The organism is Nostoc sp. LEGE 06077 (assembly GCF_015207705.1).
Lineage (GTDB): Bacteria > Cyanobacteriota > Cyanobacteriia > Cyanobacteriales > Nostocaceae > Nostoc_B.
The window spans coordinates 1-12,311 of sequence record NZ_JADEWI010000099.1 but is presented as its reverse complement, the minus strand read 5'-3'; the positions used below and the strand labels follow the sequence as shown (position 1 = coordinate 12,311).

12 protein-coding genes and 2 pseudogenes are annotated in these 12,311 nt (G+C 41.8%); 6 read left to right on the top strand and 8 right to left on the bottom strand.

Going from position 1 to position 12,311, the window contains the following annotated elements; translation table 11 throughout:
• Both IQ244_RS31310 and mobV read right to left on the bottom strand, forming a co-directional pair.
• Window positions 1-114 (bottom strand): annotated as a pseudogene (locus IQ244_RS31310) (IS630 family transposase); the annotation flags it as partial.
• Window positions 115-836: 722 nt separating this feature from the next.
• A complete protein-coding gene (gene mobV / locus IQ244_RS31305; protein WP_193900569.1) occupies window positions 837-2,627 on the bottom strand; it encodes a MobV family relaxase in 1,791 nt (596 codons plus the stop codon).
• Window positions 2,628-2,999: 372 nt separating this feature from the next.
• Between mobV and IQ244_RS31300 the strand changes: the two genes are divergently transcribed.
• Window positions 3,000-3,155 (top strand): hypothetical protein, encoded by a 156-nt coding sequence (locus IQ244_RS31300; RefSeq protein ID WP_193900568.1) that lies wholly within the window; start codon window positions 3,000-3,002, stop codon window positions 3,153-3,155.
• 6 nt (window positions 3,156-3,161) lie between these two features.
• Here IQ244_RS31300 and IQ244_RS31295 read toward each other — a convergent pair.
• Both IQ244_RS31295 and IQ244_RS31290 read right to left on the bottom strand, forming a co-directional pair.
• A protein-coding gene (locus IQ244_RS31295) for a transposase (RefSeq protein ID WP_228059278.1) occupies window positions 3,162-4,654 on the bottom strand; the annotation gives its coding sequence in 2 pieces (ribosomal slippage) (window positions 3,162-3,763 and window positions 3,763-4,654; 1,494 coding nt in all).
• A 576-nt stretch (window positions 4,655-5,230) separates the two neighbouring features.
• Window positions 5,231-5,380 (bottom strand): hypothetical protein, encoded by a 150-nt coding sequence (locus tag IQ244_RS31290; protein ID WP_193900567.1) that lies wholly within the window; start codon window positions 5,378-5,380, stop codon window positions 5,231-5,233.
• 286 nt (window positions 5,381-5,666) lie between these two features.
• On the opposite strand from IQ244_RS31290, the gene IQ244_RS31285 reads away from it, so the two are divergent.
• Complete coding sequence (locus IQ244_RS31285) at window positions 5,667-5,993, top strand: hypothetical protein (RefSeq protein WP_193900566.1); 327 nt, start codon at window positions 5,667-5,669, stop codon at window positions 5,991-5,993.
• A gap of 983 nt (window positions 5,994-6,976) precedes the next feature.
• Complete coding sequence (locus IQ244_RS31280; protein WP_193900565.1) at window positions 6,977-8,251, top strand: lipase family protein; 1,275 nt, start codon at window positions 6,977-6,979, stop codon at window positions 8,249-8,251.
• A 357-nt stretch (window positions 8,252-8,608) separates the two neighbouring features.
• Here the strand turns inward: IQ244_RS31280 and IQ244_RS33140 are convergent, their stop codons facing one another.
• Entirely contained in the window at window positions 8,609-8,734 is a 126-nt protein-coding gene (locus IQ244_RS33140) for a hypothetical protein (RefSeq protein ID WP_265578969.1), read from the bottom strand.
• Window positions 8,735-8,756: 22 nt separating this feature from the next.
• Here IQ244_RS33140 and IQ244_RS31275 point away from each other — a divergent pair, with 22 nt between their 5' ends.
• Complete coding sequence (locus tag IQ244_RS31275; protein WP_193900564.1) at window positions 8,757-8,987, top strand: hypothetical protein; 231 nt, start codon at window positions 8,757-8,759, stop codon at window positions 8,985-8,987.
• 22 nt (window positions 8,988-9,009) lie between these two features.
• Here IQ244_RS31275 and IQ244_RS31270 read toward each other — a convergent pair whose 3' ends face one another.
• Both IQ244_RS31270 and IQ244_RS31265 read right to left on the bottom strand, forming a co-directional pair.
• Entirely contained in the window at window positions 9,010-9,972 is a 963-nt protein-coding gene (locus tag IQ244_RS31270; RefSeq protein WP_193900563.1) for a ParB/RepB/Spo0J family partition protein, read from the bottom strand.
• Complete coding sequence (locus IQ244_RS31265) at window positions 9,969-10,736, bottom strand: ParA family protein (protein ID WP_193900562.1); 768 nt, start codon at window positions 10,734-10,736, stop codon at window positions 9,969-9,971. The genes IQ244_RS31270 and IQ244_RS31265 overlap by 4 nt, the downstream gene beginning before the upstream one ends.
• Window positions 10,737-11,284: 548 nt before the next feature.
• Between IQ244_RS31265 and IQ244_RS31260 the strand changes: the two genes are divergently transcribed.
• Window positions 11,285-11,620, top strand: a complete 336-nt coding sequence (locus IQ244_RS31260) for a DUF5674 family protein (protein WP_193900561.1) — start codon at window positions 11,285-11,287, stop codon at window positions 11,618-11,620.
• The gene (locus IQ244_RS31255; protein ID WP_193900560.1) at window positions 11,617-11,976 is read left to right on the top strand and encodes a hypothetical protein; all 360 of its coding nucleotides are present in this window, start codon (window positions 11,617-11,619) and stop codon (window positions 11,974-11,976) included. Before IQ244_RS31260 ends, IQ244_RS31255 begins: the two co-directional genes overlap by 4 nt.
• An 86-nt stretch (window positions 11,977-12,062) precedes the next feature.
• On the opposite strand, the pseudogene IQ244_RS33305 reads toward IQ244_RS31255, so the two are convergent.
• A pseudogene (locus tag IQ244_RS33305) lies at window positions 12,063-12,146 on the bottom strand (aminoacyl-tRNA hydrolase); the annotation flags it as partial.
• Window positions 12,147-12,311: the final 165 nt, after the last annotated feature.

Here is a 12,311-nt window from a genome sequence, read left to right as displayed (position 1 = left end):
TAGCAGAATAATGAGAATTCTTTCTCTGACGTGTGGTAGATCACTTTCTTTTAGAGCAACATGAAGCTTGCTGACTTGCTCCGGCGTTAAAAAGTTTTTGGCTGCTGGTGGCATAGTTGCTTTTAGATAACTTCCTCTTATTATTATTATGCAACTTGCGTGCCGATTAGCTTATCTCCCCCTCGACCTAACTGATACCCTAGAATAACCTGAGTTCGGGATAAGGAAAGGGACAGGTAGTAAGCTTAAAATAACGTCAAATCCAGCATATATAGTTAGTAGTTACACGATTGGGCTATTTCGTGTAATGCACAAACAGTTGCCGGACAACTCCCATTCCGCGCTTTAGCTGAATAAGACGCTTCAATACAGCAATGCTTTTGGTAATCATCTCTTGGTGAAGCATCTGGATCTACAACTAACCTGAGTAGACTGATCAGAACCACCTCACTTTTAATTTGAAAAATAACTTTTTTTAGTAACAAAACACATCAGTATAGCGGTTTTGCTGATGCGTTACTTCTGTGTTAATTGTCAGTCAAAATCACATAAAAACCAGGGAAGTATCTGATTTATTTATGTAATTATTCAGTTAATTCTCAGTACTTCTTGTAACTTCTTAAAAATGGCTTTTATGCTAATTCTGTGATGAACACCAGATACCTAAACGTATTAGCCAAGTCACTTTCCTGGCAATTATATGTTATCCTGATTTTGCTTTTTGACGCACAGTACGCCATAATTGGCGGAAAGTTTTTGAGCGAAAAGTTATGTAGAAAGGAGAGTAATTTGAAAAAAGAACTACCAAAAACTACATTAAAACTACAAAACAGCTTTTAAAGACTCAATTCATCATCCTGCTGTTGCTGCTGTTGCTGTTGCCGTAACTGCTGCCAATAATCGAGAAGCTGCTGATTCCAATCACTAGCCGTGCAATTGAGAGGTTTGGATTGTGGCAGTAGTTCTAAAACACGCCCTGCTGCCGCTTGTCCCGCTGAATCATTGCCAAACGCCACCTGTACATGAGGAATGAGGCGTAACTCCTCTATAGGTAAACTTTTGATATCATCAACAGCCATGTACATTGTTCTGGTTGGTGGCACATCACCTCTAATTTGATGTTCCAGCATGGCGAAGGAAACAGCATCGATGGGCGACTTACACAGCACAACTTTTTCTACAGTCGCATTCTTCTGATCACCAAATTGGAAGTGAAACCAGCTATTACGCCGAGAGGTTCCTTTTTGGTAGCCCTTGAAAGTGTTGTTATCGCCCCGTGTTCCGCGCAGGAATGCACCGTTAGGTTGGTTGTCGAGATTCCGCATCACGAACACAGCATTTTGTTGGTCATCAGCGTAAACCAGACCTTTGCTGTGTAGAAGTTGCACAAAATCTTGGGGTATGCCACGTTGATGGGTCAGGTAATTAGAAACTGCTGGCCAATAGCCTTGATTCTCAACTGGTAGCTGGAATTGGGGGCGCGCTTGGGTCTGGATAATCTCACTATTCATCTTCCGAGCGTGGGCGATCGCTGCTCTTTCTGCGCCAGCTTCCCCGAATCGGTCATGCAGCCAAGCGATCGCTTCAGTGAAATTACACCCTTGTACGTGCATCACCAAATCAATCGCACCACCGCCGCCCTTCTGTTGTTCGGGTGAAAAATCATAGAACTTTGACCCATCTATATTAATGATGTGACCGTGACCCTTCCACCGTTCATGATCATGATTTAGCCCCAACTCCCAAGCCACATCTTCTAGGGGTAAGTCACGCAGTTGACTGGTTGACTCCAACAGTTGCACCTGTTTTTCAAGCCGCTGCCGTTCCTTCTCGCTATCTAAGGCCCGTTGTTCGGCACGGGATAGCTGTTGCGCCATGAAAGCGCGGTCAGCCAATTGATGGTTAATAGTTTGAAAATCGTCACTCTGCTGAATCCGGGCAACGTAAGCCCTAGCTGGTTCCAAAGGTAAGGGTGCTAATTGGTAATTCTCCCAGACGGCGGTGAATGGTTCGCTGTTAACCGCTTGGTAATATTCTTTTACTTTCGTGTGGGTTGCTTTACTGCCCTTGACTCCTCGCTGGATGCCCAAAGGAGCAAGTGCCGACGCATAACTGTCTTGGAGTTGGGATAACTTCTTCCTTCCCTGTCCACCTCTACCGCCAAACATCGCGTCATGGCTGACTCTGTTTGTTTTATCGTTCAATGGCACGATGTATGCGTGGATGTGTGGCGTACTTTCATCCAGGTGCAGTTCAGCCCTGACGCACTTATCACCATAGTTTTCCACCAGCCAATCACAAGATGCTCTAGCCCACTGCTGCATTCTCTCGTTTGACCAATGCCCCGACATAGATGGATCATGAGGACGGAAATACTCAGGACTGGCACTTAAAAACATTTCAGTGCATAAGACCGCATCCTTTCTTGGGCGATGCTTGAGCGTGGAGATTTTCTCTTTAACTATCTCCTCTAACGGGCGATTATCTTCTCCCCCAATTAACCGGATATTATCTTTAGTTGGATCAGCATTGGGTGTTTCTCGGTTCCGAGTAACATGGTCATCACTTCCAGCGACATTACCAAATGTTTTGAGCTTCTCAATCCTGAGAATGGTGAGTGGCGACATAATGTTTTATGCTACAAATGCAGCATTTTTGTAATACAAAAAACCCCGCAGGGCGAACGGCGGTTTCGCGTTCTGAGCGATAGCGAAGGATGGCGCAGCCACCCGCAGGGCGCGAAACCATAGTGAGTATGGTTCTAACTATACCTCAGCCTGAAATCGACTTTTGAGCGCGAAAACTCGTCCGCAAAACACCCCCATTACACCCTTTTACACCCCCTCTACACCCCAAGCTTTTTCTCCACTGTCCAACTTTTTTGATTTTTTACACCCCCAATCCACCCTTTTTTACCCTTTTTAAACTCCTTTACACCCCCAATCCACCCTAGTACATTTTTTGTGTGCTTTAATACTTGTGTACTGATAATCAAAATTATGGTTACTCCTCGCAAAATTGTCGAACTTCCAAAGTTCAAGCGCTGTCTCTCTACCTGGGATGGCAAAGCCATTGAATATTTGCTCAACCATCCTTCTGGTACGCCTGCTACTAAGTTAGCTATGGAAGCTCTTTGTTCTTACCTAGTGTGGTAAAACTTACTAGAGAAGACGACTCTCTAAATTAGCCAAGTAAGCCTTGGGATCTCGACGAAATCGATACTGCTCAATTTTGGCTTTGTGGTGTTTTTGTAATTGAGAGCGTAATTCGAGCCAAGTATGAATATCAACTTGCGCTAAATCAGATGCGGTAAAAGAATGAAGCTTAGTAGCGATGGCACAGGCAAGTTTGACAGAACCACGAATAACAAGGGATGAGGGGGCAACTTTACGGCCAGTACAACGACGTTGATGATGACGTAGCATACCAAAAGCGTGTTCTAAATCATTATTAGTTCTAGGAAAATCTTCAATTTCGTAACAATGAAAAAGTCCAGACCAGTAGCTATGAGTGGTTTTTATAAAGTTATCGATTGCAGTGTTCAGCGTACCAGCTTTCTGCTTTTGTTGGGACATTTCTGTTAATAGTTGCTGATAACTTTGTTTGACACCAGCAGCATTAAAACCTATTTTATTATTGAGAATATCACTAGCTTTATCAACCCACTGATAGGCAACCCTCACAGGTGAAAATAAAGATGCAGTCGCAGATAAACCCTTAGCTATCAGGTGTTTTAGGTTGACTAAGGGTGGGGTTAAAGCACTTTTTTTTCCATCCGTTCTAAGCTTTGCTCTATCAATGTCAAATTTTCTTGTAACTTTAATCCTGATGCCTCTAATGGTGGATGACCATCATTAGTTATAGAACTACGTACGAACGTGCAATAATCTTCGATAATAGTTGCCATTTCTTGAGTTTCATTGGTAACACTACGTTCAATGTCTCGTAATCCTCTAACTTTTTTTTTCAATTCCTTTTTTGCATGTCGATCTGCCTCATATATGGGTTTAATTGCTTCCTTCAGGTAATGGTAATGACATAAACCGTGAGCAATTCTAGGTAATGCTAACCTAACAGCTTTGCGAATTGATTGTTGCCCATCACTAACAACTCCATCAATTGGTACATTTAGGCTATTAGTTACTTCTAATAATAACGCGACTAAATCTTCATTTCTTGATGATAATAAGGTTTTAGCTAGTAAGATTTCTCCTGATAAGCAATCTCGAATTACCCATAAGACCTCATGTCCAATTTCTGGCTGCATCCCATCAATGGCTAATATCACCCGTCCTTGATTAGCCACTATTGCTTTTAACCTTTTATGGTCTTTTAGCCATAAAGACAGTAACTCGTCATATCTGTCAATTAGGTGTGTGACCGTTCGTTTACTTATACATATACCCTTTAATTCCAGGTGAGCGTGTATTTGGGTAACACTTCTATGTTCCTGGTAGCGTAATGCTCCTATATAAGCAATCACATCCAAACCAAATTCGTTTTGTGGTAGAGCGAGTGACCCTTCTTGCTCTGGTCGATATGCTTTTTTGTACCGCAGACATGACTTATTGTGACATTGCCGAATTTTTAGCTGTAGTTCTACTACCCCATTTAATGTTCTTATATGTCGAGGATTATTGTATTCATTCCACATTGCTTGACCGCACGAAGGGCATTTTTTTTGAACACAATCGAGTACTTCAAACGATGTTGCTTCTGGTTTTAAACTTTTTCTTACCAAGTTTTTGCACCATTATTTCGTTACAAACTCAAGATTACAGGATTTCTGCTCCTCTCTAGTAAGTTTTGCCACGCTAGGTTCTTACTGGCTGGTCGAAGCTTTAGAGGGTCAGGTCAGCGATGAGGAATTCCAACACGCTTGCCGGGAAGCTGCTGAAAATCTCTCAAAAAAGTTGATTTCGATTCAACGAATGTCTGGGCTGAATCTCACTCCCTACGTTAGTCCCCTGATTGCTGCTACCAATCAACAGCCGAATTTCTGAAGTACGTTTGCAACACCACCCGATTACACATTCTCAATAAGTTCCTCTTTTCTTGAGAAGGGGCAATCATCTCACTTAGTGAATAACATGAGTGCAACTTCCGCGCTCCCGGCAGGGCGAACTACTTTTGTGTCCTGAGCGCAGCGAAGGATGGCGTTGCCACCCCGCAGGGGCGCGAAAGTAAAGTGAGTACACCTTTAAAATAACCTACCCGAAAACCCGATTTTTCAGCCGCAATCAGCCGCAATCAGCCGCAACTGGACGCAACTAGCCGCAAACGAAATTACTGACTTTTCTAATTTCCGTCCACGAATAGCCGCAATCAGCCGCAACTGGACGCAATCAGCCGCAATCAGCCGCAAATTTTCGTAGACCATTTAGAGGTGTATTTTAATACAAACGCAGTGCTGCTTGATATTACAAATGTAGTGTCTTAGTAGTTTTTTTGAGGGCTGTGACTGTATTAGGGATTTAATCACAACTAATTACATAGACTTAGTGGTCATTATAAATGTGTTGCTAGTGTTCACTAATGATGAGCAAACCTGAGAAGAAGGCAATAACGGTTTGATAAATATAGAACCGCTTTGTAGTAGCCAGCCTGAGTGCCTGATAAAATTCAGTAGCTAAAAATTTGAATCTTTGATGTGTCAGGGGCAAGGTATGCAAGTAAAGAGCGAAGTGACAATTAAATTTAGCGGTGAACTACCAACAGCCAAACCCGCAGCTAACAAAAAAGTAGAAATCGAATTAACTGACCAAAACGGCATAGTGTTTACTGCTCAAGTTAATGCAAAAAGCTGGCGCAAGGCCGAAACCAACACATCTGAGTTTGCAGACTGGGCAGGTGCTATATCGGGTAAGCTTGGCCAGCGAACAGAAAATGGCTTTGAAGTGATTGATGCAGGGCTTCAGATTTTTGAAAAGAAGGCGAAGGAGCCTAAACCAGAAGAAGGTGCTGCTGTAGCTGAAGCTGGTGCAGCTTCATAGGCGTGTCTCAAGCATTCATGAGTAAATTTCTACCTCTGCAAATGTCTCATTGCAGAGGTAGAAGTATTTTTAATTGCAGATTCAACGAAATCCTAATTATGTGTAGTAAGACTATATATTGATGGAACGAATAGCTAAGTTGAAGCTTACACCAAATATAGATTTGAATCAATGTACATCAACTAATAATGATGAAATTAATTATAGAAATGGGCAGCTTTAAGAAAATTTAGTAAGAAAAAGAATTGATGACTTGTCCAAAAGCTCTGTTGATCTAGGTTTTGACTACCTATTCGTCGCAACTTCCTTGCTCGGTCGAAGTCGGGGCGATCACCACTTTCCAAAAGTAAGAAAATCCTGCCGCGAATCTATTAGTTTTATGTGTTATAGCCGATATTTATCAATGATTTTGAAAGCCAATGCCGTGTATCTCCATTACTCGGTCGCGGCTGGCATCAGGTTCATAAGTTTATGATCGCTTAGTTCCAAGTAATAAAAATTCAAATACAAACTATACTGCCAGCAAAATTTACTTTTAGCGAAGTATAAAAATGTACTAATTGAGGGTTCAGTTTTCATCCTACCCCTTTTGATATATTTTTCTTGACTCAATGTTTATCTGTCTTAACTGTCCTTGCATTTTTATGATCAATCTAAGAGGATGTTAATACGAGCCTAGCAAGCTACACTAAAACATTTTCCAAACTAGATACATCCAGCCTAATACAGTCCAGCAAAGAAGAATTGTAGGTTGGGTTAAGCGGAGCGCAACCCAACAAAACCTAACCTATATAGCTTTATGTTTTTTGCTGTAACTGAACAGTATTGACATAAAGCCAGCCACTTACTTGTAGCTGCTGTAATAGTATAATGCCCCAGACTCACGTCTTGTGGTGAAATATTGTGCTGAGTTGTCTATACGTTGAGAGAAAGTCGAAAAGCCGGGCTTATGTTCAAAATCTATTAATTTCAACATTTAAACTATGGTAACGACAACAGCACCAAATCTAACTCTTGTTGAGAAACAGACAGCGTGGGCGCTTGGATGGATAATTAATGGCATTGCAAGTGAACTTGTACCGCCGTCTGATGAGGAACCTGGAATATTTCCAAATCCTGCTCAGGAATTGGAAGACTTACTTGCTCGCCGCATAGATTTTTACCTAGAGGAAAGCTCGAAGCTTTCAGAATTAATTGGGACATGGAAGCGAATCTGGGGGCCATTTGTTTATCTGGCTCGGCCTCCGTTCAATAAATATGCAACTAATGCAATTTATGTAGCACAGCAAGGCAATAAATACGTTATTGGTGTTGCTGGTACGAATCCTAAGTCTCTTCAAAACTGGTTGATTGAAGATTTGTACGTTGCAGTACTAGCGGATTGGGCTGACTATGCTGAAGACGAACCTCAATATCGTCCCAAAATTTCTATGGGAACCAAGATAGGTCTTGACAATCTCTTAAGACCACATCCAGGCTCGTCTACAACTATCATTGACTTTCTCACAGACCTGTTAAAGGAAACGGGTCAAAACATAGAGATTCTACTAACGGGTGCTAGTCTAGGTGGTGCATTGTCTCCTGTTCTAGCACTTGCTTTGCATGAGAACAAATCAACATGGGATCCAAATAATCGAGCCAAATTAAAGGTTGTTACATTTGCTGGCCCTACACCAGGCAATTATTATTTTGCAGAACGCTATAGACTGAAACTTGGCAACACAACAACACGCATTTGGAATAGTCTCGATATTGTTCCCCATGCTTGGAAACCAGAACTGCTGAGTCAAATCCCCAGCCTTTACGAGCCGCAGATCGCCTCTAACCCTCTTATTGAGCGGTTCGTGAAGATAGGTAATTTGTTGTCAGTCGGAAGATATTATACCCACCTTGAGCGGCTAACCCCTCCATTACAAGGTACATTGCGCCCTATAGGGCAAACTCCAGAAACAAGTTCTAATCAAGTAGAGCTAAATGTTCAGTTATCAGAGGCTCTTAAATCAGGACTAGCAAAAGAAAATGTGTCTGTATCAGATCAAGATATCAACGGACTGTTGCAATTCTTGGCACAAGCTAAACAGCAACATATAGACGCATACTTTGATTTACTAAACTTTCCATCAGAGGTCACAGAGCTTATTATAAATGGTGAACAACTTCCGCCCGATTTAAGACTTCAAGAAGCAGCTCCAGAAGCTATCGAAGGCGTAATTAGTAAACTGTTGGAATACTCTGCAAACCCTGATGTAGATGAGTAACCCTTAAACAACTATCACGTTGCATGAATTACCCCACAGAAAACTGCCGATGGAAGCAATGTTCTGCAATGGACTAACCAGCAAGCCGAACACTTCAAATGGAAATTTGAGGGGGTGTAGTTAAGCTTTTTGTCCTCCTTGTCTTAAATAACAACTAGCTTTTCTTTAACCGACTTCTGAATTTTTAGGAGTCGTTTTTTCTCTGGGTTTCACCTTGCAAGCGTTCACAGGCGCGACATCGCAAGAAAGGTGCGAAATAATAGCTCTCAAAAGCATTGATATCGCTTGGTTGTGACTACAAAAGTAAGAAAATCCAGTAAATAATTGCTTACTTTGGGCTTGATTCAAGCATTTTCATCATCTGTTGTAAGATGCGATCGCAGCCACCCACACAACTACCAGTGCGATCGCCCCAGATGGCACAAAGAATATGCTCTGCACTGTGAGATAGTCATGTAATAGATGCTTGAATATAAAAGTCAAACAAAAACTAAAAAACTATACTATGTCAGAAATTGAAAACTTAGGGGTGAGTGTAGAGGAATATTTGGATGGATTAGCAGCAGGCATTGATGTTTTGGAATTGAAGCGATTAGAAGCAAAGGGAATTCCCACAAACTTGGCATTGGAAGTCATGGCGATTATGCCAAAGGTCATTGATGGCACAGCTACACCTGAAGAAGTTGTCAGGGGACTAATGATTATGTCGCCATCCCTGAGACAGCAAATTGAATAGTCTAAAGAATTACCACACTGGTTCACCTTGGGTTATCATCTTCTGTCAGCGCATCTAATTGGGCTAATAATTTCTCTACCTTTGCCTGTTTCTTGGGGTCATCCCAGACTTGCGATTTCTTTAAGCGGCGAAAGGTTTCATCAGCTTTGTCTTTTAATGATGGGGTGTCTGGCTTAGACTGTTGCTCAATTTCTTTGATTTTGCGTTTGATTTCACTCAACGAGAGATTGTAAGCGATCGCATCTTCTAAGAGTTCTTTTCTAGTTTCTTCATCTTTAACTCGTGCGATCCCCAGTGCTTTTGTATATTCGATTTGTCCAGAACGCAGCATTTTTAAAACATCTGGTGGCAGATTGAGTAATGGTAGGCGATTTTTGACGAATGACTCCCAACTCATTCGCCCCAAAGATGTAAATAACTCTTCAACTATCTTGGTTTCGGTTTGAGACATAACGTTATGTCTCAATTCAGAATCTTCCTGTTTATAGCGATCGCAAACGTTTCTCATGCGGTGGAGATGACTGCTAACCTCATTTTGGGTTAACTGCATCTGGATTGCTAATAATTCGAGGATGCCTTCGGTTTCTTCTAGGGGGTTGAGGTCTTCGCGTTGCAGGTTTTCTACCAGTCGCACTTGATAGGTGGTGATGTCATCCATATCACGGATGACCACAGGCACTTCAGTTAGTCCTGCCATTTGGGATGCTCTGAGGCGACGTTCACCAGCTACTAGTTCATAGTCACCACTAGGCAAAGGACGGACAAGCAAAGGTTCAAGGATGCCCAATTTTTGAATTGAACGTGATAGTTCCTTAAGCTTTTGGGGGTCGAAATAGCGCCGGGGCTGGGATTGTGGAAGTTTGATTAAGTTTATAGCAAGAGTATTTGGTGAAGTCGCCGTACTTTCAGGTTGGTTAAAGCTTTCGCCTAGTAGTGCGGCTACACCTTTTAATTGGCTGGTATAGGGTTGGTCTTTTTTGCTCACTGTAGTTTTTCTAAACTGAGGGAGATTTTTTTTAGTACAGCGACGGCAGGATGTTTGGGATTATATACTGCTAAGGGTATGCGTGCCTCACTTGCATCAGCAAAGGCAATAGATTTAGGGATAGGTTCAAAAACTGTTGCCACGGGTGAAAGTTGTTCTGTGATAGCTTTCATGGTTCTGCTTTCTTGAGCAGTACGTGCATCATACATTGTGGGGATGAAGCCAGCAATTGTAAGTGTTTTATTAGCACCTTTGCGGAGTGTGGCTACAGTTCTTAACAGTAAATCAGTTCCTTGAAAGGATTTGAACTGACACTGAATAGGTACTAAGACATGGGTTGCTGCCACCAAGCTGATAACACTGAGGATGCCTAAAGATGGCGGACAATCTATCAAAATAAAATCATAGTTGTCTAATATGGGGGCAAGTGCATTTTTAAGGCGCATTTCCCGCATTAAAGCGGCAACTAGTTCGAGTTCAGCAGCACTTAAGTTGATGTTGGCTGGCACTAAACTCATATTGTGAATCAATTCAGGATGAATTGGCAATGGTTCTTCACCCACCAATGCTTCATAGACGCTTTTGGTGTTAATGTCCGGTTCTAGCCCCATAAATGTCGTCAGTGAAGCTTGAGGGTCTGTGTCTATGAGGAGAACACGATTTTTCTTCTTTTGAGCAAGGTGATAGCCCAAGTTCATAGTTAAACTTGTCTTTCCTACTCCTCCTGATTGGTTAAATAGCGCAATAATACGAGTGTTGCTCACGAGTAATAAATTACAGTTGTAATTAAAAACGTCTCTAATACAGGCAGATTGTAGCTTTGGAATAAAGGTAATACAACTGGGAACAGTAGATTTTTCACAAATTAAGGCTGTCTCAACGAAGAGATGCCTTAACCGAAAGGTATTGGGATGGCTCTAGCTATTTCACAAGCCTCATCAAATGAGCATCCCTCATCTATTAAATTGACAATGCAGCAGACGCAAATGGACATATCAACAATGAAGAGAGATTGGTTGGTACGGCCAAACCTTTGCAGAGTAGAGCTATATCTGGGATTGAGGCAGCAAAACTAGGAGATGCTCACTGGGCTAATACTGTTACTGACTGTTATAAAATTGCCAAAAAGTTAAATAAAAAACTAAAGAGGCATAATCTTGCAGTTGGTGGTGGATACTGGTGTATAGTGCTGTCATCTACTGCTATTACAGTCCGATAAAACCAGAAGTAATTAACCAGTTGATTCAACAAAATCAACCTTGGGTTATAGGTAATGAATAATACTTAAAATCAATGATAGGGTGCTAGTACATTGATTCAAGTGATACGTGAACGTGCTACGAAACAGCAGATTGACGAAATGCTCAAAACCTGGGGAGTATTTATCAAAATAGTAGTGGATATCGAGCGCGAAATTTTGGCTGGTGGTGCAGAACGTCACTATGAATGTGAGCAAGAATTGTTGAAAGATGGTAATAAACAAAAAAATCTTTGGGGTGCAGATTGGTGTCCTTACACCCAAGAAATGGTGTTTGAATCGATTATTAACATTTGCCCCAGCCAAAACAATCGTACTATGATCATTGAATCCCCAGATATTAGAGAGCGAGTTACTCAGATTACCCTGCGATTACTAGGAGGATTATGATACCGAACTGGAGCGCAATTGAAGCAAGTTTTTTAGCTGAACCTTATCCACAGCAGTTGGGAGAACTGGCAGCTTCTTTGGCACGTCTTAAATCCTGGTGTCAAAAGAATGCCCGTCGTGAATTAGTGCCAGTGTTACTTTCTGAAAACCTACTATACGTAAATTTGTTACAACAAGAAAGCCAGAGCAATAATACTGAATTAACCCAACTCCAAAACTTGTTAGAAGATTGGCAGCAAAATTGGGTAAATATTTACGATAGTCCGACCGAAACTGCATCATTGGCTGCGGCTGCGGCTACTTGGTCAGAACGAGTGTTGAATATGTCGGGGTTATTATCTACAGCAGTTATGTAGCTGCGCTGCGATCGCTGGATGTCTGCAATTTCGTAGAGGAAAAAGGAGCGCTCGCCCTCAGCACTTTTCTCTGGCAGCATCAGATTTTAATCAGTTACCTGCCTTCTCATTGACTTAATTTGACTACGCTTAGTTTTACTGTCAAGACGTTTTTTTTGAGAACTGCGAGTGGCGTTGTTGCGTGAATAGGCAAAATGGTAAATTTACCTATAGTCGATGTTTTCGAGCCGCCTAACCCTGCATATGAAGACGAAAGCCCAGTACAAAGTTAAGAATTGGAACGCTTATGATGCTGCCCTCAAGCAACGAGGCAGTATAACTTTTTGGGTGAACGA